The organism is Vibrio artabrorum, from assembly GCF_024347295.1.
In the GTDB taxonomy this organism is placed as follows: Bacteria; Pseudomonadota; Gammaproteobacteria; order Enterobacterales; family Vibrionaceae; genus Vibrio; species Vibrio artabrorum.
Map to the genome: position 1 here is coordinate 2,413,040 of NZ_AP025458.1, position 25,906 is coordinate 2,438,945.

Below are 25,906 nucleotides of genomic sequence, written 5' to 3' on the forward strand. Positions count from 1 at the left end.
GTGCTCAGGGTTTTTATTGATAACTTAACGATTAAGAATCTTTATTTTCAACGTCATCTGAGTCAGATTTAACGTCTTCAACTTTCGACTCTTCAGCTTTTGGTTCCGCTTTGGCGTCTTCTGCCTTAACTTCAGGTTTTGCCTCTTCCTTTGCAGGTTCAGCTTTTGCCTGATCACCCCAACCAGCTGGTTCACGAATGTCGTCTTTACGCTCCATCAAGTCATCAATCTGACCTGCATCAATCGTTTCAAACTTCATCAACGCATCTTTCATCGAGTGCATGATATCCATGTTCTCTTCAAGAATCTTGCGTGCACGGTCGTAGTTGCGATCAATTAGAATTCGAATTTCTTCATCGATCAGCTTAGTCGTGTCATCCGAAACATGCTTCGCTTGACTCATACCACGACCTAGGAAAACTTCACCTTCTTCTTCAGCATAGAGAAGAGGACCAAGTTTTTCAGAGAAGCCCCATTGCGTCACCATCTTACGAGCAATATCCGTTGCACGTTCGATATCGTTAGACGCACCCGTCGACACTTTCTCCTTACCGTAGATAAGTTCTTCAGCAAGACGACCACCGTACAAACTAGAAATCATAGACTCTAGGTGTTGGCGAGACATGCTCACACGATCTTGTTCTGGCAAGTACATGGTTACACCAAGCGCACGACCACGTGGAATGATTGATACTTTGTACACTGGATCGTGTTCAGGCACCAAACGACCAACAATTGCGTGACCTGCTTCGTGGTAAGCCGTTGACTCTTTTACTTCCTCAGACATCACCATGGAACGGCGCTCAGCACCCATCATGATTTTGTCTTTAGCAAGTTCAAACTCAACCATAGAGACATTGCGCTTGTTACCACGAGCTGCAAATAGAGCCGCTTCGTTCACAAGGTTCGCCAGATCTGCACCAGAGAAACCAGGTGTACCACGAGCGATCAGAGACGGTTCAACATCACCTGATAGTGGCACTTTACGCATGTGCACTTTAAGAATTTGTTCACGACCACGTACATCCGGTAGACCAACCACAACTTGACGGTCAAAACGACCAGGACGAAGTAGTGCTGGATCGAGTACATCTGGACGGTTGGTCGCAGCGATAACGATAATACCTTCGTTACCTTCGAAACCATCCATCTCAACGAGCATTTGGTTCAGTGTTTGTTCACGTTCGTCGTGACCACCACCAACACCAGCACCACGTTGACGACCTACCGCATCGATTTCATCGATAAAGATGATACACGGCGCGGCTTTCTTCGCTTGTTCGAACATGTCACGCACACGAGATGCACCAACACCAACAAACATTTCTACGAAGTCAGAACCCGAGATAGTAAAGAACGGTACTTTCGCTTCACCAGCAATCGCTTTTGCAAGCAATGTCTTACCCGTACCAGGAGGACCAACCAACAGGATACCTGTCGGGATCTTACCACCTAGTTTTTGGAATCGACTTGGGTCACGAAGGTAATCAACCAATTCTTTAACGTCTTCTTTTGCTTCGTCACAACCGGCAACGTCCGCAAACATCGTTTTGATTTGTTCTTCGCTCATCATGCGAGCTTTGCTCTTACCAAACGACATTGCGCCTTTACCGCCGCCACCGCCTTGCATTTGACGCATGAAGAAAATCCATACACCAATCAGTAAGATCATAGGGAACCAAGAGATGAAGATAGTGCCAAGTAAGCTCTGCTCTTCCGGTGGTGTCCCCTGAACTTTTACGTTTTGATTAATCAAGTCATCAAGTAGCTTTTGGTCATAAACAGGCATGTAAGTCACAAACTTACCACCACCGCCACTACGTGTGAAAGTGATTTCGCTGTTATTGAACTGTGCGTCTTGAATCTGGCCTTGGCCAACTTCCTGTACAAACGTGGTGTAATCTACTGCTCTGCCGTTACTTTCCCCAGGGCCGAAACTCTGGAATACCGACATCAACACTACAGCGATAACAAGCCACAGAATTAAATTTTTTGCCATGTCACTCAAGGTGTCAGCCTCTCGATAACTAATTGTAATTAAAGGTAGGGTACTACAGTTTGTAACCTGTAGCCATATTGTTAACTCTCACTCTTTGAAGAGAATCGTTAACCTTTGTAACCAGTGGCTACGATAAACACTTCTCGAGATCGAGCCCTAGAAGAGTCGGGTTTCCTGACCTTAACCGTTTTAAACATCTCACGGACATCTTTGACGTATTGGTCAAACCCTTCGCCTTGGAATACTTTAACGACAAAACTACCATTGGTAGCTAGAACTTGTCGACACATATCCAAAGCTAATTCAACCAAGTACATAGCTCTTGGTTGGTCTACTGAGTTATTTCCCGCAATGTTAGGGGCCATATCTGACATCACCACATCGACCATATTAGGTTGAATACGATCCAGTAAGGCTTCCAATACGGCTTCTTCGCGGAAATCACCTTGTAAAAAGCTCACACCAGCGATAGGGTCCATCGGCAACAAGTCACACGCAATGATTTGTCCACTATCACCAATAATCTTAGCAGCATATTGAGACCAACCGCCAGGTGCTGCCCCTAAATCCACAACGGTCATCGCAGGAGACAACAATTTATCTTTTGCTTGAATCTCTTCCATTTTGAAATAAGCCCGCGAACGATAGCCTTTCTTTCTCGCCTCATTTGCGTACTTGTCGTCGAAGTGCTCCTTCAACCAACGACCTGAACTGGCCGAGTGTTTCTGTTTACTCATTGGATACCTAAATTGGAGGAAAGTACTAATTGCTGAATAAATTATAGTCTTCAGCATTAGATGGCGTTAAAATAGCTTTTTTCAACCCTAATACTAAAGAAAATTGGCCGCGTAATGAACCTAAGTACCAAACAAAAGCAGCATCTAAAGGGCCTAGCTCACAGTTTAAAACCTGTCGTGCTAATGGGCGCAAATGGACTTACTGAAGCTGTTCTAGCGGAAATCGAATTAGCTCTAGACCACCACGAACTGATCAAAATTAAAGTTGCATCAGAAGACCGTGAGACTAAACAACTGATTATCGATGCCATTGTACGTGAATCTAAAGCAGAGAAAGTACAAACTATCGGTAAAGTTCTAGTACTGTTCCGTCAGTCAGAAGCTCGTAAAATCGAGATTCCACGCAAGTAAGCTGAATTCACATAAAGAAAACCTTAGCGTTTATCTTTCAGTGTAGCTTGAGAAACGAAAAAGGTCGCATTAAGCGACCTTTTTACTTATCAGAAACAAAGTTAATTCAATTAGATATATTCTACTTTGTCGATTTCAAAGTCTTTATCACCACCTGGAGTAGAGATATGAACTTCATCACCTTCCATCTTACCGATTAGACCGCGCGCAATCGGTGATTTCACAGAAATTCGCCCAGTTTTAATATCGGCTTCATCTTCAGAAACGATTTGGTAACGGAACTCTTCGTCCGTATCGACATCAACCAAAGTAACAGTCGTGCCAAAGATAATCTTACCCGTATTATCCATCTGAGTGACATCGATGATTTGAGCGAGTGATAACTTATATTCGATATCTCGAATTTGAGCTTCACAGATCCCCTGCTCCTCACGAGCAGCGTGATATTCTGCATTCTCTTTCAAGTCACCAAGTTCACGAGCTTCACCAATAGCTGCTGAGATAACAGGGCGAAGCTTAAGTAAGCGATCTAATTCGTCACGCAGCTGCTGAGCACCGCGTACTGTCATTGGAACCTTTTCCATTTTTTACCTCTATGCCAAAGCTTTCTTTGGCCAACATAAATACACCCAACGCATTCATTGGGTGATAGAAACAAAACGATTTGACTTAGTGTAAACAAACTTGATGGCTAAATCATCTTTATTCCACTTTGCATTCTAAAAGCTTTATCTAAGTCTAAATTATACGCCTAACAAAAACGAATAATAATATTCTGACCTATGAACTCACGATTTAACACCTAAAAAAAACAAAAACAAAAACAAACCAATACAGACCTAAATCCAAAAAATACACTTAACAACAGTAACTTATAACAAAAAACCAACAATAAAACATTGTTCGATATTTTATTGATATCATTTTACTAACGACCTGTGGAACTTTGGGGTAAAAAGTATCTCATGGATTGCACTGGTAAGTTTCATGATTTTACTCTAAGTATACTTATGAATCCCCACCCATATAATCAATCCACAAAAAGGGTGCAAATCCTTAATAAATACCTTTATGGACAGTAATTAGGAATCAATAACATGAACAAAACGATGATCGCTTTGGCAGTTTCTGCCGCTGCTCTTGCTACTGGAGCTAACGCCTCAGAACTGTACAACCAAGACGGTACGACTCTAGACATGGGCGGCCGCGCTGAAGCTCGTCTATCGATGAAAGATGGTAAAGCACAAGACAACTCTCGTGTCCGCCTTAACTTCTTAGGTCAAGTTGAAATCCAAGATGGCCTATACGGTGTCGGTTTCTACGAAGGGGAATTCACTACTGCTGACAATGCTGACGGCTCTGACCTAGATAACCGTTACACTTACGCTGGTCTAGGCGGTACATTCGGTGAAGTAACTTACGGTAAAAACGACGGTGCGCTAGGCGTGATCACAGACTTCACTGATATCATGGCTTACCACGGTAACTCAGCTGCAGACAAAATTGCTGTCGCTGACCGTACCGACAACATGCTTTCATACAAAGGTCAATTCCAAGATCTAAGCGTTAAAGCGAGCTACCGTTTCGCAGACCGTGAAGATTCAAAGCTAAATGGATCTGGTTACACAGATAACTCTCAAGACGGCTACTCACTTTCTGGTATCTACGCGATTGGCGAAACGGGCGTTAAGCTAGGTGCAGGTTACGCAGACCAAGATAAGAACAATGAATACATGCTTTCTGGTTCTTACACAATGGGTGACCTATACTTCGCTGGTGTATTCACTGATGGTGAAAAAGACTTTGATGGGCAATATGACTCTACAACCGCTTCAAGCATTGGTAGTAAGTTCTCAGGAGTTCAAGACTACACGGGTTATGAATTAGCCGCCGCTTACACACTAGGCCAAACGGTATTCACCACTACGTACAATAACGCAGAAACGGGTAGCGACACATCTGCAGATAACATCGCCATCGATACGACCTACTACTTCAAGCCTAACTTCCGTGGCTATGTTTCTTACAACTTCAACCTGCTGGACGCAAATGATACTCTAGGTACAAGCACAGTAGGCAAGAAAGGTGCTGAAGACGAAGTGGCTGTAGGTCTACGTTACGACTTCTAATTCAGACTATCTCATTGTTGAATGCGTTAATTGAAAATCAAAACGTCCGCTCTCTAGCGGGCGTTTTTTATATCTGTATACTGAAAACATCCGCCATCCAAGATAATCTTCTATGCGCCTTCTATCCACACTGTTTCTCTGTAGTTTTTCCATTAGCATTTTCTCATTCAACGCGTTCGCTTACGCCCCGCTAGATAAATTACCTAATGGCAGTAGCACAAGTGTAATTTTGGAATCCCTGAATGGGGATTCCAATAAAATGAATTTTAACAGTGATGGTTTTTATCCCCCCGCCAGCACATTAAAGCTCGTCACCGCTTTGGCAGCCAAATTAGAGTTGGGGGATGACTTTCACTACACAACCAGCATTGCTCGTTCAGGTAAAGACGCCGTCATTTCGTTCAGTGGTGACCCAACACTACAGCGAGAACATCTGAAAAGCCTTCTAGCTCAATATGCTCAATCACAATCTAAATCGATCAAAGGTAACCTGTATCTTGATAACTCAGCTTTTACTGGCTATCAACGCGCAGTGGGGTGGCCTTGGGATATTCTCGGTGTTTGTTACAGCGCACCTTCGAGTGCGATGACCTTAGACAGCAACTGCGCACAAGCCTCTATTTACACAAAAGATAACGGCAGCACCCGGATTTATATTCCCGCTCACTATCCGATAGACGTGACCACCACGGCCGCCACGGTCACTCGCTCAGGGCAGAAGGCCACACAATGCGACTTAGAGCTCATCACCACACCAGATAACACATACACGCTCTCTGGTTGCTTAGTGGAGCGCAACAAGCCGCTCCCCCTTAAGTTTGCAATTCAAAACCCAGAGCTTTACACCTATCAAGTCGTCACATCGCTTCTTCAAGAACTGAGAATAGAAGTAAAAGGCGATGTGATCCTTGGTAAAAAAGACAAATCGGATAAGACCTCGTTAGTCGCCAGTCACAACTCAGAAAAACTACCCGAACTGCTCGATATCATGCTCAAGAAATCAGATAACCTGATCGCTGATAACCTAACTAAAACACTGGGTGCGACGTTTTATGTTCAGCCTGGAAGTTTCAATAACGGAACCGAAGCGATAAAGCAGATATTACAAACCAAGACCAATATAGATCTAAGTCAGGCGCAGTTGGTCGACGGTTCTGGGCTGTCTAGAAATAACCGAATAAGATCACAAACCATGGCTCAAGTGCTGCGTTACATCTGGGCTAACGATCAACGACTCAATTTAATTAAGGCAATGCCAATCTCTGGAGTGAGTGGCACCCTCAAATATCGACAAAGCATGCGAAAGGCGCCGATCCAAGGCAATATTATTGCGAAGAGTGGGTCTTTGTACGGCAGCCATAATATGGCCGGTTTTGGTTTAGATAAAGCGGGCAATCCAAGTTCTCTATTTGTGCAGTTTGTTCGCGATTATTTCCCAGAAGAACAAGATCCAGACAAACCAGTAGAAGCACCGATCACCCAGTTTGAGCGTGCTTTCTACAAAGATGTGGTCGAGTTCAGTCAAACACAAAACAAATCTAAGTAATGCTAGCTCTGTGTAAGCTTCTACATTAATAACAAAAATGGCGCTGAAGACCTTCAATCTTTAGCGCTATTTTTAGAAGTGGTTAAACGATGCCTAAGAATGCGTTCACTACAGTGAAGTAGATCCACATTCCTGAGATATCGACTATCGAAGCCAGCACAGGGCTCACTAACACAGCAGGATCAAGCTTGAATAGCCTAGCGACTATCGGCAATCCACCGCCAAGTACGGTTGATAAGGTCACCTGAATAAACAGCGCTACCGCTATCGCTAAGGCAATCATGTTGATGTCATGCCCTCCCGTTGATGGGCTATCACTGAACAGTAAGATCCGGCCTATTATCACCAAAGCGATAGCAAGCGCTAAGCAGATAGCAACTCTCAATTCTTTCCACAGAACGTTGGCCCATTGGCGCTTCTGCAACTCACCGGTAGCTAAAGCCCGGATCACCAAAGTTGCGGCTTGTGTTCCCGTATTACCACCAGCAGCAGCAATCACAGGCATGTAGATTGCCAAAAGAACCAACTGACTGAGAATGTCTTCATACTGAGCAATAATAAGCCCAGAGACGATTCCTAATAGTGCTAACGCAATAATCCAACCGATACGCTGCCTGACGTGACTCATGACGCCAGTAGAAAGATAGCCCTGCTGAGGCTCTACCTCTGAGTAGATCAGCCCGAGTTGGTGAGCGAGATGTCGAGATCGCTTCTCAAAGCCCTGCTCTTCTAGCTCACTAAGTAAAGTCTGAATTGTACTCAAAGAGCATTGCCCCAATACTAACACCGCATCTTCGAGCGGCATTCGGTTCAAAAGGTTAATTTGTTGTTCGCGTCCGTACTGTTGAAAAGCATTCGATACCGCTTGAATGTCTTGCTCTGAGTACTGAGCTTCAATAGATAAAAAAGTGTTGTTCATTACCGTCATGGCGAATCTCCCGATTGGCAAAGGTAACGACCATCAAAACAAATAGCCTATCGCTAGTACATCAAGTGCACATAACTAGGCGCACCAAGAGCTTTACGCACTGATGTGTCTACTTGTTAGAATCTAGTGTGTGGAAAAGAAAGAGGGGAAAACAAAGATACCCTACCTGAGCGGCAGGACAATAGATCAATACCGAGACAGGTTATTCTTCTCCATTCAAACTAGGAGGATGGTCGGTATTGTTCATAAAAATCTCCAGAATTACTGTCAATTTGACAGCGCGCATAGTGTAGCAATAGACGTTTAAAAACTTCGTCAACTTTCGGTTAATAATGTTAGAGGCAATAAAAAGGCATCCGTAGATGCCTTTCGATAACTGATTGATGATTCAATATTACTTGATAGTAATACGAGCAAACTTACGCTTACCAACTTGGTAAACCGCCGTACCCGCTTCAGGTACAAATTTGCTGTCTTCAATCTTTTCGCCTTCAAGCTTAGCCGCGCCTTGCTTGATCATACGCATCGCATCAGAAGTCGAGTTTACAAGACCCGCTTCTTTTAGCACGTTGGCAATCGGTAAGCCTGCTTCGAATTCAAATTCAGGCATTTCATCAGGAACTTGATTCTTAGCAAAACGGTTAACGAACTCTTGCTCAGCCGCTTCAGCATCCGCTTCACTGTGGAAACGAGCGATGATCTCTTTCGCTAGCAGTACTTTAACGTCACGCGGGTTTTTGCCTGCATCAACGCCAGCTTTCAGTTCCGCTACTTCTTCAAGAGGACGGAAAGACAGTAGCTCGTAGTAGCTCCACATCAGATCGTCAGAGATAGACATGATCTTACCAAACATCTCGCTTGGTGCTTCGCTGATACCGATGTAGTTGTGCGCAGACTTAGACATCTTCTTAACGCCGTCTAGCCCAACAAGTAGTGGCATCATCAGTACCGCTTGTGGTTTTTGACCGGCCGCTTTTTGCAATTCACGACCCATTAGCAGGTTAAACTTCTGGTCAGTGCCGCCAAGCTCAACGTCGCTCTCTAGTGCAACAGAGTCGTGACCTTGTAAAAGTGGGTACATGAATTCGTGGATTGCGATCGGTTGACCGCCAGCGTAACGCTTTTTGAAATCATCACGCTCAAGCATACGAGCAACCGTTTGGTTAGAAGCAAGACGAATCATGCCTTCAGCACCAAGCTCAGATAGCCATTCAGAGTTGAAACGAATTTGCGTTTTCGCAGGATCTAAAATCTTGAATACTTGCTCTTTGTAAGTTTCAGCATTCTTCAATACGTCTTCACGGCTTAGCGGTGGACGTGTTGAGTTTTTACCAGATGGATCACCGACCATTGCCGTGAAATCACCGATAAGGAATGTCACCTCATGACCAAGCTCTTGGAAAGCACGAAGCTTGTTAAAGATAACCGTATGGCCTAGGTGGATATCTGGAGCGGTTGGATCGGCACCCAGCTTAATGCGTAAAGGACGACCTTCTTTTAGTTTCGCAATCAGTTCGTCTTCTGGAATCAGTTCTTCCACGCCACGTTTGATCTCGGCTAGTGCTGCTTCAATACTCGCCATTCTTGTTCACTCCCACAGATTTGGCAAAAATATAATAATTAGACATCTTACTTGAATAGCGATGTATTTTGAAACCAGTTACACTGTTCCGTCGCCGATTTTCATAATATTTATAGAACGAACCGGAACATGTTGTCTATTTTTGCACGCCTTCCTATTTTGCACCGGGTTTTTATCGCATTTTTTAGTGCCATAATTTTCGTCGCGATTTTCTTACTTCCCGACGTCAACAGTTTGCGTGACGATACGGGGGCTTTAGTGGTGGGGAAACATTATCCACTCATCATCGATGCATCCTCAATGGTGAGTTCAACGGATACACTGCCGACGGCGGTACTCAATTGGGAAGAATACACCGTTCGTTCAGGCGAAAGCACCTCCGTCTTATTCGAACGTATTGGCCTCTCATATCGCCTGTTGATCACGCTACTCAATACCAACAATGATATTAAAAAGCAGTTGTCTAACCTTAGACCTGGCGACGTATTGCAATTCGGTTTTGATGAAAACAACGACCTGATTCAGTTAAAACGACAACTGAATGCGTTTGAAAGCTTCAAGATCACCAAATCTGGTGATTCGTTTACTTCTGGCTTCGACAAAAAAGAAGTGGCCTATCAGTACAATTATGCTGAAGCCAACATCACCTCGAACTTCTGGAATGCCGGCGTTAGCGCAGGTTTAACCGCAAACCAAATCATGGAGCTGGCCGGGATCTTCGGATGGGATATCGACTTTGCGTTGGATATTCGCAAGAACGACAGCTTTAAAATCTTATACCAAGAGAAAGTGGTGGAAGGCGAAGTCATTGGTCGAGGTAAAATTATAGCGGCTGTATTCAACAATCAAGGCGATTCATTTACTGCGATATTGGATGATCAAAGTGGCGACTACTTCGATGAAAATGGTCGTGCGATGAAGAAAGCCTTCTTGCGCTCACCGATTGATTTCCGCCGTGTAACATCGAACTTTAACCCTCGCAGAAAACACCCCGTAACCGGTAAGGTTCGCGCTCACCGCGGCACCGACTACGCGGCACCTGTTGGCACGCCTATTTGGGCGGCGGGTGACGGTATTGTTCAAAAGTCGAGTTATAACCAATTTAATGGTAACTATGTGTTCATCCGCCACAGCAACACCTACATCACCAAATACCTGCATATGAAAAAACGTTTGGTAAAAACGGGACAACGCGTAAAACAAGGCCAAACCATCGGCACGCTGGGGGGGACAGGTCGTGTAACGGGCCCGCACTTACACTATGAATTTTTGGTCAATGGCGTTCATAAAAATGCGCGCACTGTGAAATTACCACAATCTAAGTCGTTAACCGGTAAAGCAAAAGCGACCTTTATTGCAAACGCAGAAATTCGACTGAAAAATCTTGAGCGATATGGCCAGTTACTCGCGACCCAATAGACCACTCAATCGTTGAAGACACTTCATAGAAAGTGGCGATATGGTTGTTTCTCTCATATAAGAAGAGCGCCCAACAAGGCGCTCTTCTTCATTTTTGAATCACGGTGTCTGTTACTTTCCTGGCTTGTGGTTTCGCCCTAGCATTAACAGGCAAGGCGTCAGCACCAAGGTTAATACTGTCGCAAAAGCTAAGCCTCCCGCAATGGCCGTCGCGAGTTGTGACCACCATTGAGTGCTCGGCGCACCGAATTCTATTTTTTGATTGATCAGATCAATGTTCATCTCTAATACCATCGGCATTAAACCTAAGATGGTGGTAACGGTTGTCAGCATGACTGGTCTTAAACGCTGGACCCCCGTTCTGAGAATCGCATCTCGCTTATCCAAGCCTCTTTTGATCAATTGGTTATAGGTGTCAATCAGCACAATATTGTTGTTCACCACAATCCCAGCCAACGCTATCACTCCAATACCGGACATCACAATACCAAATGGACGCTGGAAGATAAGCAAACCGACGAACACACCAACGGTTGAGAATAACACGGCACTCAGGATCAAGAATGCTTGATAGAAGCTATTAAACTGAGTAATCAGAATCAAAGCCATCACTGCCAACGCCACCAAAAAAGCACTTTGTAAGAAAGCGGAAGAGTTTTCTTGTTCTTCATTCTGACCACGGATACGAAATTCGACACTACTCGGTAGCCCTAACTCATTTAACGCTTGCTCAATTTTTGGCAGTTCGAGGGCAAGGTTATAGCCCTCTTTCATATCTGCCATGATGTTCACTACCCGTTGACCATCGAGGCGTTTGATGGTGTCTTGCTTATGGTCGGGAACAATCTGAGCAAAGTTGGTGATCGGCACTAAACCTGCGGGCGTTTTGACTCTCAATTGATCGAAGCGCCCAATGTCTCTCTTGTCATTCGGGTAACGCACCAAGATATCGACCTCTTCTGATGAATCATCAGGCAAGTAATCACCAATCTTGAGTCCATTTGTCACGAATTGAACGGTATTACCAACTAAGGTCGCGTCTGCTGAAAAACGGGCAGCATCGTCGCGGCGAATATCCACCTTCCAATCGATACCATCCTTGCTCGCGGTATCACTGATATTGGTCAATGCTTGATTGCCATCCGCCCAATTTCTCACAATTTTTGCTGCCTGATTAAGTTGCTCTGGCGTTTTTGCCGACAACTCAATCACTAAGTCATTCTCAACCGGTGGTCCTGCATCTGGAAACTTATATTCAATCTCAACCCCAGCGTATTGGTCGGTCTGTACTTTTAGCTCATCAATTATCGCCTTAACACTGCGGCGATATTGCCAATCAACAGGGGTAATCGAGATCAAACCAATCTGATCGTCGCCCCCTGTACGTGTATAAACGCTTTCAAACTCGTCATGATTGAGCATCACCTGCTCAATATCTTGCATGATGTTATCTTTTTCTTGGATAGAGAGGTCACCATGAGAACGGACTTTGACATTAAAGAATGGTGGATCAACCTCCGGAAAAAACTCAGCCCCAAGACCCGCTTTTGAATAAATGACCCCCACCGCAACCGCGAGTAATATCGCACTGAAAAGAATCTTAAACGGGTGCTTAATCGCAACCGACAGCGTGTGGTAATACGCTTTGGTTAAGCCTGTTGCTTGTGAGAAATCACCATTATGCAGCGCCACCATTCGAGCTTGATTGTCAGAAGAGACATATTGAGGTTTGCCGATCAAACCGCCAAGTACAGGCACAAACAACAGCGCCATGATCAATGAAGCGGTTAGCGTTGCGATCAGTGTTAATGGTAAGAACTTCATGAATTCACCGGTCACATCTGGCCAAAACAGTAACGGCGCAAATGCGGCCAAGGTTGTGGCAGTGGATGCCGTTATCGGCCAAGCCATCCGCTTAGCCGCATCTCGGTAAGCCGCTTTGCGCCCTTCCCCCTCTTGCATTCGCCTGTCGGCAAACTCGGTCACCACAATCGCACCGTCGACCAACATACCTACGGCCATGATCAATGAAAACAACACGACAATATTCACAGTTAGCCCAAACACAGACAGAACCAACAACCCCGTCAAGAATGAGCCGGGGATTGAAATACCCACCAACAAAGCGGTGCGAACCCCGAGAATAGCGATGATAACGATCACCACTAAAATGATGGCGGATAAAATGTTGTTTTGAAGATCGTTGAGCATGATCTTCACATCTTTAGATTCATCCCATGTGTATTTCACCAGTAGGTTATTAGGCCATTCCGCTTGTTGCTGAGCAGCGGCCATTACCGCTTTAACGAGCTCAACAGTGTCAATGATGTTTTCACCTGCACGCTTCTTGATATCCAAGACAATCGCAGATTTACCATCTAAACGAGCAAAGCTCTCTGGGTCTCGAAACGCTCGACGAACGGTGGCGACATCGCCAAAGGTGACGACCTGTTTACCATCCACTTTGATGGGTAACTCAAGCACATCTTTTAAGGCGTTAAATACCGAAGGAACTTTGACCGAAAAACGTCCGTAGCCAGTATCAACAAAACCGGCAGCCACCACCCGATTGTTCAGAGCGATCAGATTATAGATATCCGCTTGATCTAGGCTGTAACTCTCCATCAATAGCGGATCAACAATGATTTCGACAATGTCATCGCGATCACCCGCAATATCGACCTCAAGGATCTGACGATAGCTTTCTAATTTATCCCCGAGCTGGCGAGCAATTTTTAAGATCGTGCGTTCAGGCACGGTCCCAAACAGAACCACAGAAAGCACAGGTTGCTCAGAAGCGAGCGTCACCTCATTGACCGTCGGCTCATCACTGTCTTCGGGCAGTTTTGGTTTGACGAGGTCAACGGCATCACGAACATCCGCCATCGCCTTGGTAAGATCAACGCCAACATTAAACTCCAACACAACAGAGGCATGCCCTTCTGCAGCGGTAGCCGTCATCTCTTTTACGCCTTCAATCGACCTCAGCTCTTGCTCTATCGGCCGAACCAACAGACGTTCGGCATCGGTTGGCGAAATCCCTTGGTGCCCGACTGAAACGTAGATAATCGGGATGGTAATATCCGGGCTCGACTCTTTGGGGATCGTGATATAGGTGACAACACCGGCGACCAGAATTAACGCCAACAACGAAAGCATGGTTCGAGCACGAGACAAGGCTGCATCAATAATTGAATACATCGGCAATCTCCTACTCAGCGATTACATTTGAGAGTTCAGCACCTTGCTCAACAGCCATAACAGAGTCACCATCACGCACAAACCCTTGCCCTACTGTGATGATATTGACGTGTTGACCCAATCCAGAGAGCCACACGCCATCTTGTTCTGCCTTGACGAGCTGAATACGGACAAATTTCACGATGGGTGAGTCATCGACTGAAACCAGGGTTTTGACACCAAGGTTACCTGCCTCATCCAGTGCCAGCATAGCAGGCGTCACCTTGACCGCGTCTCTTGCTTCTAGATTGAGTGTAACTTCAGCACTGACGCCAGCAGGCAACAGGCCATCGGAGTTATCGATTTCAATCTCGATTGGGAAGGTATTGGTTGAAGCAGAAGATATTCGAGAAACAAAACGCAAACGCCCTTCGACTTCTTCCCTTCCTAGGAGGCGAACGAAAGCGGATTGATTGACTAACAGATGTTGGATATGACGTTCACTCACATCCGCCTCTATCACCAGAGGATCGAGGTCAATCACGCCGGCGACGGGGTCTCCAACACCAACAAAATCACCGAGCTCAACCATCAAATCTTGTACCACACCCGAGAAAGGCGCGGTGATAACGGTATTCTTTAAAGCCAATTCGGCCTTGCGCTGCATGGCCTTCGCTTCGGTTAATGACGCCTCTGCGGTGGTGTAGGCGATTTCGCCTTGTAGCCCTTTTTTCTTCAGCGATTGCGCGGCTTTAAATTCTTTCTGCTTCAAACGATATAAAGCCGATGCTCGCTCTAATTGAACCTCCAAATCACCTTTATCAATCTGCGCAATGGCTTGTCCTGCTTTAACTCTATCGCCCTTAACAACGTTCAATCGAACAATCTTACCCGCGACCTCTGCGCCCAATCGGGCGTGCCTATCGGGCGCCGTTCGACCATAGAGGTCAATGGTTTTAAAAGTGGGTAATGAACTGAATGTTTGGAAGGAAACCTTAGCCAATGGAATCTCTGTCACTTTTTTATCAGGAGACTCTTCCGCCTGTCCTACTCCTAAGCCAAGCCAAATAGACAGCAGCACCACTAACAACAGAGAAAACAACCACGGCTGTTTAAGTTTCTGGAAAAGTGGCGAATGAGAAAATAGAGTCGGCATAACAAGTCCTTTTGTCCAAGTGATTAAGACGCGCTAAGTGGCTTAACACTGTTATGTGCATCTTCCTGATACACGCTGTTAACATTAACAGACCAAAACCAAACGAAATTGGACGCTATCGACAGTTTAAAAAATATACCGTGTGCTAAAAATTAAGAAATCAACGATTGGAATGGTTTGAAAAGCAAAGAATTCATGTATCTCAACGATTGTTGACTCTGCGATGAACTGAAACTAAGGGATATAAAAACAAAAATGCCGAACATAAGTTCGGCATTTATCATCTTCTGTTGTGGCTTTAAACCTTAACGATCTTCAACTCAAGCTATACGCTGAATGATGCGCCACAACCACACGTTGTAGTCGCATTCGGGTTGTTTACAAAGAAACGAGCGCCTTCTAAGCCTTCGGTGTAATCAACCACACCGCCTATCAGATATTGTAGGCTCATTGGATCAACAACCAGCGTTACTCCGCTGTTTACAATCGTCGTGTCGCCATCATTTACTTTTTCATCAAATGTGAAGCCATATTGGAAGCCACTACAACCACCACCAGTAATGTATACACGCAGCTTGAGTTCTGGATTTTCTTCTTCTGCTATCAACGTTTTTACACGAATGGCAGCTGCATCAGAAAAAGACAATGGAATATTTACTTCGCTCACGACAACCTCTCTTACCTGTGTCAAAAACAACATGATACAAATCTAATTCGAGATCACTGTTGCTGAATGTTTTTTTATATTCGGATGATTATCTAATACCTGACTGAAACGTTCAAGTATTCACCGCGGGATCGCTGCTTTTCCTTCTGGAAACTTGTCCGATCGAGAAAATTACAACGCGCAACCCCTCAAAATAACCAGATTCGGCGGATTATATCAGCGAAAGCATTCCTAGTTGGATTAGGGATAGGTACAATGCGAGCCAATTGGTCCGACAGTCAAAAGAGGATATATCCATGACCAAATCAGCAGAACTTTATCAAAAGGCACAGCAAACTATTCCAGGTGGCGTTAACTCTCCAGTGCGCGCTTTTAATGGTGTAGGTGGCTCTCCAATTTTCGTTGAGCGAGCAGATGGCCCACTTATTTTTGATGCTGATGGTAAAGCATATATCGATTACGTTGGCTCTTGGGGCCCAATGATCCTAGGTCACAACCACGTGGTTATCCGTGATGCTGTGATTGAAGCCGCTCAACGTGGTCTTAGCTTCGGCGCACCGACTGAAACTGAAATCAAAATGGCTGAACTTGTCTCTGAGATGGTTCCATCAATGGAACAGCTACGCATGGTAAGTTCAGGCACTGAAGCGACAATGAGTGCGATTCGTCTAGCTCGTGGCTTCACTGGGCGTGATAAGATCCTGAAATTTGAGGGCTGCTACCACGGCCATGCCGATAGCTTACTCGTAAAAGCAGGCTCTGGTGCGCTAACACTAGGTCAACCAAGCTCTCCGGGCGTTCCCGCTGATTTTGCAAAACTGACGCTAACAGCCATCTTCAACAACCTAGATTCAGTCCGTGAAATCTTCGCTGCAAACAAAGGCGAAATCGCATGTATCATCGTTGAACCTGTAGCGGGTAACATGAACTGCATCCCACCTGTTGAAGGCTTCCACGAAGGGCTCCGTGAAATTTGTGACCAAGAAGGGGCATTGCTCATTTTTGATGAAGTCATGACCGGTTTCCGCGTTGCTGAAGGTTGTGCGCAAGCTTACTACAACATCAAGCCCGATCTAACGTGTCTTGGTAAGGTGATCGGCGGCGGTATGCCAGTGGGAGCTTTCGGTGGTCGTAAAGACGTGATGCAATACATCGCACCAACAGGCCCTGTTTACCAAGCGGGGACACTTTCAGGTAACCCTGTGGCGATGGCGGCAGGCTACGCTTGCCTCACACTATTAAGAGAAGAAGGTAACGAAAAGCGTTTAGCATCAAAAACTAAACAGTTAGCCAATGGCTTTAAGCAGCTTGCCGATAAGCACGGCATCCCAATGCTCGTGCACCAAGTTGGCGGTATGTTTGGTTTCTTCTTCACTGACCAAGAAACTGTGACGTGCTACGAAGATGTAACTAAGTGTGATGTAGAACGCTTCAAGCGCTTCTTCCACCTCATGTTGGATCACGGTGTTTACCTTGCTCCTTCAGCATTCGAAGCAAGCTTTACCTCTCTTGCTCATGGTTCAAAAGAGCTGGATGCAACACTAGAAGCGGCTGACCGTTCTCTTGCGATCATCGCAGCGGAAAGCAAATAATCGAAAGCACGTTATTAGTCGCTAACCGATTGAATTTAGGGCTGCATTAACGCAGCCCTTTCTAATACACCGTGTCCATCCCCCCCAAAGATGCCAGCTGGATTACCGGCTGATTCGGGCCAATACAGAACGAAAAGCGCCTAACGTTTCCAGAAAAAGAAAACCAACAACATCAGTGTACCTAGAAACATTCTAAACCAAGGGATCTCATTTTTTATTTGCTTTTCTTGGTCTTGGCATTTCTTATCTTTATTACAGCATCCCATAATCAAAACTCCTCATTGCTAACGCTCTGTTTTGCAGCCATTATAAACTCAGAACGCCAATATAGAGACCATTACTGTGTCAGAAAAAATTAAAATAAACTCTAGCCACTGGGTAATCATTATTGCCCTACTTGCAGCGGCTTATGCTTGTTACCTGCTTATCGAACCCTACGTTAACTCGATCGTGATGGCCTTTATCATTTCACTGTTAATGTTTCCAATTCACGAATGGCTCGAAAAGAAAATTCCGAATAAAGAAAACCTTGTATCCCTACTTTCTTGTGTGATCCTGACCTTCATTATCGTTATCCCTTTATTGGCCGTATTTGCAGCGATTGTTCAGCAAGGCTCCCTGTTTTCTCAAAATACCTATCAATGGGTAACTCACGGCGGCATTCAAACTTTATTCGAACACCCTTTAGTCGTAAAAGCGCTATCTTTCTTAAATACCTATCTGCCTTTTGACAACATTGAACCTCAAGCCATCGCGCAAAAAGTAGGGGAATTCGCGACAAGCTTTGGGTCAAAGCTTGTTGGTATCAGTGCAAAAATTCTTGGTGATGCGACCAATTTTTTGATGAATTTCCTCTTGATGCTGTTTGTTCTGTTCTTCCTATTGAGAGATCGTGACAAAATAATCAGCGTCGTTCGTCATATTCTCCCGCTATCTCGCAGCCAGGAAGACAAACTTCTAACAGAAATTGAGCAAGTATCTAAGTCTGCTGTCATGGGCTCATTTTTAACCGCGATAGCACAAGGCTTTGCCGGGGGTTTAGGGATGTGGATAGCTGGCTTCCCTGGTCTATTCTGGGGAACCATGATGGGGTTTGCCTCTTTTATTCCCGTTGTGGGAACGGCTCTTATCTGGATCCCTGCGGCAACCTATTTGTTCCTAACCGGTGATACCACATGGGCGATTTTCCTAACGGTTTACTGTGTCGCGATTGTGGGTTCCATTGACAATCTATTGCGTCCATTATTGATGCAAGGCAGCGCAGGCATGAATACCCTAATGATTTTCTTCTCACTGTTAGGTGGTATTCAACTGTTTGGCTTGATCGGTCTTATCTACGGCCCACTGATTTTTGCGATTACTATCGTCCTATTCAACATCTACGATGAAGAGTTTAAGGACTTTTTAAACCAGCAAGACAAAAGTTAAGCAACTCAACGTCATCTAGGTTGTTGAACACGTATTAAACACTTCAAGCTTTGGGCGGATTATGCGAAAATCCGCCCTCATTTTTTGCTAACGATCCAATAGAGTGTCCTATGTCAGCTTATATAGCCCCAAGCCAGATTGCTCAGCGTCAACTCACCTACTTTGAAGGCAAACATGTTTTAGTTGCTGGAGAGGTTGAAGACTTATTCCCTGTTGAGTTGGCGAAACATTGTGAATCTGTCACCGTGTTTACGTCTAACTACAGCTATTATCGCCAATTAGATAATTGTCGCTCTATTCAACGTTTCTACGGTACTGAATTTACCGAAGAGACCAAAGCTGACTTGGTGATGCTGTATTGGCCAAAAGCCAAAGCGGAAGCGGAGTTCTTACTCGCGATGTTATTTGCAAAATTAGGCAAAGATACAGAGATTGTTGTCGTTGGTGAAAATCGCTCAGGAGTGAAAAGCATTGAGAAGATGTTTACCCCTTATGGCAAGGTTGTAAAATACGATTCCGCCCGTCGTTGTTCTTTCTACTGGGGCCAGTGCTTCGAGCAACCACACGCATTCAACCTACAAGACTGGTTTAAAACTTACACGGTAAGTATTGACGATCAAACACTGGCAGTAAAAAGTCTCCCTGGCGTCTTCAGTCACGGTCAATTCGATGTCGGTAGCCAACTTCTGCTTGATACTCTGCCCAAACTAAAAGGCAAAGTACTGGATTTTGGTTGTGGTGCGGGTGTGTTAGGTGCCGTTATGGCATCTCGTAACCCTGATATTGAGCTCGAAATGTGTGATATCAGCGCATTCGCCGTCGCATCAAGCCAAGCCACACTCGAAATCAATGGTCTAACGGGCAAAGTCTTTGCTTCTGATGTTTACTCAGACACTTCGAATGACTACCAGTTCATCATCAGTAACCCACCTTTTCACTCAGGATTAGACACGAGCTACAGTGCAACAGAAACCCTACTGGCACAGGCACCAAAGCACTTGAAACGCTCTGGTGAGATGATTATCGTTGCCAACAGTTTCTTAAAATACGAACCGATTATTGAGCAAGCTTTTGGAAAATGCGCGACTCTAAATAAGACCACCAAATTCGAGATATACCACGCAAAGAAATAGCCGTCCTAACACAGCGCAGGGTCACAATCTGCGCTACCTGCTTATTTTTTTATCAAAAAATCATAAAAATGAGCTTTTGCACACGCTTTAAATACCACTTACTTGTCAAAGTAAAAAAACTCGTTAATTTCGTTAAATTAGAAACCGTTAATTCGATTCTCTGTGCTTTTTCTCGCCCCCTTTTTGCAGTACACCAAGGAAAGTAGTACCCAATTTATGTTTAGATTCTATCGAAAGCAGAAGTTTAAGCGTCTTCAAAACACCCTAATGCTGGCATTTCTCGTCCTTAGTATTACCCCGGTGACACTTATCGCGATATTTTTCCTTCAATCGCACAGTCAGGATCTTCAAGAACAAAGTACTTCGCACCTTGTTTCAGTCCGTGATACTAAGCAACAGCAAATCATCGATTACCTAGAGGCTCAAGAGTCTCAAGTCATGGGGTTTGTTCGCTCAGAACTGGCGAATGCCAGCGGAGGGCGATTCTATGGTTTAGTTAATGCATTCCAACGACTTGGTTTAGATATTGAAGAGGCGCGCAGCAATGCACAACAACGGTATATTCAAGGGTCAGGAAACCAAATAAAAACATCCATTCTTCCAGAATCCAGCAGCTTCATTGGCAGTGAACGTTACCGTCTACTGCACAAACGCTACCACAATGCTTACCTAGAGCTCCTTAAACGTTCCGATTTTGACGATATCTTACTCGTGGATATCAATGGCAATGTTGCCTATTCCGTTTTTAAACGTGATGACTATGGCACCAACTTACTGACGGGAAAATACAAAAATTCAAACTTAGGCGAGACCTTTCGACGACTAGCAAAAGACGTGACCAAGCATCGTAAGTCCAATGAGGATTACACTCCCGTTATTGTCTCTGATTTTAAAGATGAAAATGGCAAACAAACCGCTTGGTTGGGCGCTCCCATCGTACAGCAAGGTTACCTTCACAGTTATGCCATGTTTCGATTACCCATTAACGGAATTACCAAACTGATCGCCGACTTAAATAAGCGTTCAAATATTCAAACCCTATTGGTCGGCAGCGATCATTTACCTCGTAGCCTTGCGCACTCACAAGAGTCGATCAACTTAAGTCAATATGTTGTCGATAAAGCACTGGCCGGAGAGACAGCTGTAGGAACGTTCGATAACACGCAAGGTCAAGCGTTCATCGCAGCATATACCCCTATCAAACTAAAATATGCGACATGGGCTTTAGTCGTCGAACTGCCTGAGAAAGAAGCCTTTGCTCGTATTCATCACCTCGAAAAAATCTTCGTGATTGTGATGCTAACAGCGATCATTCTTGTGGTGGTCGCATCACACTACTTATCCAATTTTATCACTTCACCGCTTCTCAAACTGACTTGGGCAGCAGAAAAAGTTTCCGCAGGCGATCTCGATGAGGCGATGATCAATACAGAGCGCAAAGATGAGATAGGCCGCTTAGCGGTAAGCTTTGAACGGATGCAACGTTCGATTCGCGACAAAATGCAACTGATCAAAAGCCAAAATGATGAGCTGGAAGACAACCTAAAAACCATTCAAAAGCAAAACGAAGATTTGCAGCTTGCCAACAAGCTCAAAGATGAGTTCTTAGCAACAACCTCACATGAATTGAGAACACCTTTACACGGTATGGTCGGTATCGCAGAGGCACTAATATCGGGCGCCAACGGCCCTATTCCTGCTAACCAAAAATACCAATTAGACATCATCATCAATAGTGGTCAGAGATTAGCAACCTTGGTTGATGATCTGCTTGATTATCACAAGATGCGCTACGGCAGTTTAGATATTAAGAAGTCCGCTGTTGATTTATCGGCCGCCACCAGCTTAGTACTTGAACTGTCACATCATCTATTAGGCAATAAGCCGATTCGAATTATTAATCAAGTTCCAACGGACTTAGCGTTAGTATCGTCCGACTCTCAACGACTGGAACAAGTGATGTATAACTTGGTTGGCAATGCCATTAAGTACACATCAGAAGGAAAAATCGTTATCTCGGCCAGCGTGATTGACGACAATATTCGTGTACAAGTTGTCGATACCGGGCAAGGTATACCACCAGAATATCTTGAACATATTTTTGAGCCGTTAATTCAAGCGGGTCAAGATGCAAGTAACTACCGTCAAGGTGCTGGACTGGGGTTATCCATTAGCCGCCAATTGATTGAACTCATGGGGGGCTCATTGTATGTCAGCAGTCAGCCAATGCTAGGCACAACTTTCAGCTTCACATTACCTTTAGCCACCCAAGAAGAATTAGATAGCTACAATGAATCAGGGAGCTACTCGCACTTCCAAGCACCCGATCTGATTGATAGTACCCAACAAGAAAACAGTGTTATCAGTGAAAATCCCGATGGCCCACTACTCGTTATCGCTGATGATGAGCCGGTAAATCTGCACGTGTTAGACAGCTTTTTGAAATTAGAAGGTTATCGAGTTCGTACCGCTTGTGATGGACCAGAAACCATAGACCTGATTAAAAAAGAGAAACCTGAATTGCTTCTACTCGACATCATGATGCCGGGGATGAGTGGCTATCAGGTTTGTGAAGCGCTGCGTAAGCAATATGATCATGCACAATTACCCATCATCATGCTTACCGCACTCAACCAAGCAGAAGACCGAGTTCGTGGCTTTGAAGCAGGAGCCAACGATTACTTATCGAAGCCATTTAATAAGCAAGAACTGGCTGCTCGAATTACTGCGCATTTATCAGCGAGCAAAGCCGAACAGCGGCGTATTGAGAATGACCAACTGCAATTAGAACTCAAACACCGAGCCATGGTCGAAGCAAACTTGTTAGAGACCCAAGGACGCTTACTGGAACAGTTAGAATCAGCCCCAGAAGCCATCGTCTGCATTCGAGAAGATCAACGTATTCGCTTTGCCAACGAAGCCGCGGCGAAGCTCTTTAAACGCGGACAAGAGCAACTTAAGCGCTCTACGGCCGACGAAATCATTGCACCTAAATACCTCAAGGTGGAGCAAGCTCATTACTGTGGTGATATTGATATCTATATTGATGACACCCGTCAGCGCATACCAAGTGACATCCTTAAGCTTCCTGAAGGATCAGGGCTCGACACCATGTATATCTTCAATGTGGGTGGTGGCGTTAACTCCAACCGAGTCAATAATCTTGAAACGGCGGTTGAGGCACTGTCAAGCTATGCCTTTGAAGGTGACAAAGACAAGCTACAACAACTGAAAGAGCTTGGTGGGGAATTTACTCGTCTTGCTGATAAGGCGACGGGGGAAGGTAAAAACAAACAAGAGTTGATGCGAGAAGTATTAGTTGATGCCATGACCAATGCCATCTTTTATTGGGAATCGGTCACGGGTGAAACAAAGTTTGCTTTCGCAGAAAAGAGTGGCTTGTGGCGTGTCTACTTAGACCGCAGTACGCTTCAGACCCGAACCTTAGACAAGTACCTACGTGTCGAAACCCTGCCAAGAACGCCTCGCTGGAGAACAGTTCTGAGTTCTATCGAGTTCATTCTCGAACACTGTAAAGAACAGACCCCAGAAAGAACTCATATCGAGATGCTAAGAGATAAACTGCAAAGACTGTTGACCAGTTAACGCTGAACTCATATCACGGATTTACGCCCACCTTGTGTGGGCTTTTTTGTGCCGAACACTTCAATTCGAAGAACAAGCGCATCGACCTAAGAGTGCTTTTTTTACACCTTTAAACAAGGGTAACATCACGTTACTTGAGATCTAAAGTACCTCTGAAAAGTCTCCATTACTCGCTCGATTCCTGACGATTTCTCACCGTTGGCTGACCCTTTTTTGTAGTTTGAGAAGCGAGTCACAACAGAACGGCAGATTTAATTTTCTAGAGAAATTTAACGTAAAACCGACAAGTGACCAAGATCTACAATTACACAAACACGTGGAAACAAGCGGCAATTAAAGGGCAAAAGGGCAAGTAAGCACTCACATATCACGAGCAATGTAAATTCATTTGCGAGTCACATCACTATAACAATTCCGTGCAAAAAACCACCAAACCACCCTATTTTGACGTTAATGACGTATGAACGTATGTTTTTAACGTTTTTAACGGGAAACAAGTTTGATTATTTCATCGATAAGGTGTTTTCTTACTCCTGCCAAAGGCCTACAGGCCACTCTTATCACTTCTCAGAAGACGCAACAAATCTTGAGTAACAGAGAAGAGGTAGGCCTTTAACTAGAGTGTGTGTCAACTAAATGATTTTAGCGACAGATAACATTCAATCCATTAGTGAAATGAAAGCAAATAGTAAGGAACAGCTATGCTTGCCAATATAAAAAAAACAGCAATAGCAACAGCAATTATTGCAACTGCTACAACAGGTTTTGCATCAGTAGCAACCGCTGCAGAACGCAGTGAATTGACTATTCACCCGAAAGAGTACACCACCTTTGTACGTAACTTTAACCCGTACCTTGGTGCGACTAATCTACATACGACAACTGACTTTATATATGAGCCACTCGTCGTATTTAACGAAATGCACGGTAATACGCCAGTATTCCGTCTAGCTGAAAGCTTCAAAATGTCAGATGATCTGATGAGCGTTGTTTTTGACATTCGTAAGGGTGTGAAATGGTCTGATGGAGAAACGTTCTCTGCCGATGATGTTGTTTTTTCTTTCAACCTCGTAAAAGAGAAACCTGAGCTTGACCAATCGGGCATCAATTCTTGGGTCACTTCTGTAGAAAAACTGAACGACTACCAAGTTAAGTTTAACTTAACGGAAGCGAACTCAAACGTACCTTATGAAATCGTTAAGGTTCCTATCGTACCGGAACACATCTGGAAAGACATCAAAGACCCATCAACATTCACCAATGAAAATCCAGTGGGTACAGGTCCATTTACAGAAATCGATACGTTTACCGCTCAACTGTACATTCAATGTGCAAACCCGAACTACTGGGATGCCGATAACCTAGATGTTGACTGTCTACGAGTTCCACAAATTGCAAACAATGATCAATTCCTAGGTAAAGTTGTCAACGGTGAAATGGACTGGACGTCTTCGTTCATCCCTGATATCGACCGCACATACGCAGCCGCAAGCCCTAAGCACCACTACTGGTACCCGCCTTCAGGCACACAGGCGTTCATGGTTAACTTCAAGGATCCAGATCCAGCGAAAAAAGAAGCGCTCACTAACGTAGACTTCCGTCGTGCATTCTCGATGGCGCTTGACCGTCAAACGATTATTGACATCGCATTCTACGGTGGCGGTACAGTAAATGACTTCGCATCGGGTCTAGGCTACGCATTTGAAGCTTGGTCTGATGAAAAGATTCACAACAAATACAAAGGCTACAACACGTACAATGTTGAAGGATCTAAAGAGCTACTTAAGAAAGCGGGCTTCAAAGATGTCAACAACGATGGTTTTGTTGACACACCATCAGGTAAGTCTTTTGAGCTTCTAATTCAATCACCAAACGGTTGGACTGACTTCAACAACACAGTACAACTCGCTGTAGAGCAACTGGCTGAAGTAGGCATCAAAGCGAAAGCGCGTACTCCAGACTTCTCTGTCTACAACCAAGCGATGCTTGAAGGTACGTATGACGTAGCTTACACAAACTACTTCCACGGTGCGGATCCATACACTTACTGGAACAGTGCTTACAACTCAGCACTTCAGTCTGGTGATGGTATGCCTCGCTTCGCAATGCACTTCTACAAAAACGACAAGCTAGATGGCTTACTTAACAGTTTCTACAAAACAGCTGATAAGAACAAACAGCTAGATATTGCACATGGTATTCAGCAAATCATCGCTGCAGATCAAGTGACAATCCCTGTGATGTCTGGTGCTTACATGTACCAATACAACACAACTCGCTTCACTGGTTGGTGGAACGAAGAAAATCCAAAAGGCCGTCCAAACATTTGGGCTGGTATTCCAGAGCGTCTACTTCATGTACTGGACCTAAAACCAGTTAAATAAGTATTCGTT

17 protein-coding genes are annotated in these 25,906 nt (G+C 44.7%); 9 read left to right on the forward strand and 8 right to left on the reverse strand.

What is annotated here, in order from left to right; genetic code table 11:
* Positions 1–31: 31 nt before the first annotated feature.
* Together ftsH and rlmE are read right to left on the reverse strand one after the other, a co-directional pair.
* Entirely contained in the window at positions 32–1,999 is a 1,968-nt protein-coding gene (gene ftsH, locus OCU36_RS10790; RefSeq protein WP_261838014.1) for an ATP-dependent zinc metalloprotease FtsH, read from the reverse strand.
* 107 nt (positions 2,000–2,106) lie between these two features.
* Positions 2,107–2,736: a 23S rRNA (uridine(2552)-2'-O)-methyltransferase RlmE gene (gene rlmE / locus OCU36_RS10795; protein WP_017106934.1), complete on the reverse strand. Its 630-nt coding sequence runs from the start codon at positions 2,734–2,736 to the stop codon at positions 2,107–2,109.
* Between the two features lie 114 nt (positions 2,737–2,850).
* Between rlmE and yhbY the strand changes: the two genes are divergently transcribed.
* Positions 2,851–3,147: a ribosome assembly RNA-binding protein YhbY gene (gene yhbY, locus OCU36_RS10800; RefSeq protein ID WP_004734509.1), complete on the forward strand. Its 297-nt coding sequence runs from the start codon at positions 2,851–2,853 to the stop codon at positions 3,145–3,147.
* A 110-nt stretch (positions 3,148–3,257) separates the two neighbouring features.
* Here the strand turns inward: yhbY and greA are convergent, their stop codons facing one another.
* Positions 3,258–3,731, reverse strand: coding sequence for a transcription elongation factor GreA (gene greA / locus OCU36_RS10805; RefSeq protein ID WP_261838015.1), 474 nt, complete (start codon positions 3,729–3,731; stop codon positions 3,258–3,260).
* A 513-nt stretch (positions 3,732–4,244) separates the two neighbouring features.
* On the opposite strand from greA, the gene OCU36_RS10810 reads away from it, so the two are divergent.
* Positions 4,245–5,276 (forward strand): porin, encoded by a 1,032-nt coding sequence (locus tag OCU36_RS10810; RefSeq protein ID WP_261838016.1) that lies wholly within the window; start codon positions 4,245–4,247, stop codon positions 5,274–5,276.
* A 112-nt stretch (positions 5,277–5,388) separates the two neighbouring features.
* Positions 5,389–6,822: a serine-type D-Ala-D-Ala carboxypeptidase gene (dacB, locus tag OCU36_RS10815; protein ID WP_261838017.1), complete on the forward strand. Its 1,434-nt coding sequence runs from the start codon at positions 5,389–5,391 to the stop codon at positions 6,820–6,822.
* 82 nt (positions 6,823–6,904) lie between these two features.
* Here the strand turns inward: dacB and OCU36_RS10820 are convergent, their stop codons facing one another.
* Positions 6,905–7,750, reverse strand: coding sequence for a magnesium transporter (locus tag OCU36_RS10820; protein WP_261838018.1), 846 nt, complete (start codon positions 7,748–7,750; stop codon positions 6,905–6,907).
* Positions 7,751–8,144: 394 nt separating this feature from the next.
* Positions 8,145–9,332 carry a tyrosine--tRNA ligase gene (tyrS, locus tag OCU36_RS10825; RefSeq protein ID WP_017059402.1) on the reverse strand — a complete coding sequence of 396 codons (1,188 nt, stop codon included), beginning with the start codon at positions 9,330–9,332 and terminating at the stop codon, positions 8,145–8,147.
* 129 nt (positions 9,333–9,461) lie between these two features.
* Here tyrS and OCU36_RS10830 point away from each other — a divergent pair, with 129 nt between their 5' ends.
* On the forward strand, positions 9,462–10,751 hold the full coding sequence (locus tag OCU36_RS10830; RefSeq protein ID WP_261838019.1) for a peptidoglycan DD-metalloendopeptidase family protein: 1,290 nt from the start codon (positions 9,462–9,464) through the stop codon (positions 10,749–10,751).
* A gap of 111 nt (positions 10,752–10,862) precedes the next feature.
* Here OCU36_RS10830 and OCU36_RS10835 read toward each other — a convergent pair whose 3' ends face one another.
* From OCU36_RS10835 to erpA, 3 genes are all read right to left on the reverse strand, one after another.
* Positions 10,863–13,952, reverse strand: a complete 3,090-nt coding sequence (locus OCU36_RS10835; protein WP_261838020.1) for an efflux RND transporter permease subunit — start codon at positions 13,950–13,952, stop codon at positions 10,863–10,865.
* Positions 13,953–13,962: 10 nt separating this feature from the next.
* Positions 13,963–15,087, reverse strand: a complete 1,125-nt coding sequence (locus tag OCU36_RS10840; protein WP_261838021.1) for an efflux RND transporter periplasmic adaptor subunit — start codon at positions 15,085–15,087, stop codon at positions 13,963–13,965.
* A gap of 325 nt (positions 15,088–15,412) precedes the next feature.
* Positions 15,413–15,754, reverse strand: coding sequence for an iron-sulfur cluster insertion protein ErpA (gene erpA / locus OCU36_RS10845; protein ID WP_261838022.1), 342 nt, complete (start codon positions 15,752–15,754; stop codon positions 15,413–15,415).
* Positions 15,755–16,050: 296 nt separating this feature from the next.
* On the opposite strand from erpA, the gene hemL reads away from it, so the two are divergent.
* From hemL to OCU36_RS10870, 5 genes are all read left to right on the forward strand, one after another.
* Positions 16,051–17,346 (forward strand): glutamate-1-semialdehyde 2,1-aminomutase, encoded by a 1,296-nt coding sequence (hemL, locus tag OCU36_RS10850; protein WP_261838023.1) that lies wholly within the window; start codon positions 16,051–16,053, stop codon positions 17,344–17,346.
* A gap of 342 nt (positions 17,347–17,688) precedes the next feature.
* Positions 17,689–18,774, forward strand: a complete 1,086-nt coding sequence (locus OCU36_RS10855; protein WP_261838024.1) for an AI-2E family transporter — start codon at positions 17,689–17,691, stop codon at positions 18,772–18,774.
* Positions 18,775–18,884: 110 nt separating this feature from the next.
* The gene (gene rsmC, locus OCU36_RS10860; protein ID WP_261838025.1) at positions 18,885–19,907 is read left to right on the forward strand and encodes a 16S rRNA (guanine(1207)-N(2))-methyltransferase RsmC; all 1,023 of its coding nucleotides are present in this window, start codon (positions 18,885–18,887) and stop codon (positions 19,905–19,907) included.
* A gap of 216 nt (positions 19,908–20,123) precedes the next feature.
* Entirely contained in the window at positions 20,124–23,513 is a 3,390-nt protein-coding gene (locus OCU36_RS10865) for a response regulator (RefSeq protein ID WP_261838026.1), read from the forward strand.
* 701 nt (positions 23,514–24,214) lie between these two features.
* The gene (locus OCU36_RS10870) at positions 24,215–25,897 is read left to right on the forward strand and encodes an ABC transporter substrate-binding protein (protein ID WP_261838027.1); all 1,683 of its coding nucleotides are present in this window, start codon (positions 24,215–24,217) and stop codon (positions 25,895–25,897) included.
* Positions 25,898–25,906 lie beyond the last annotated feature (9 nt).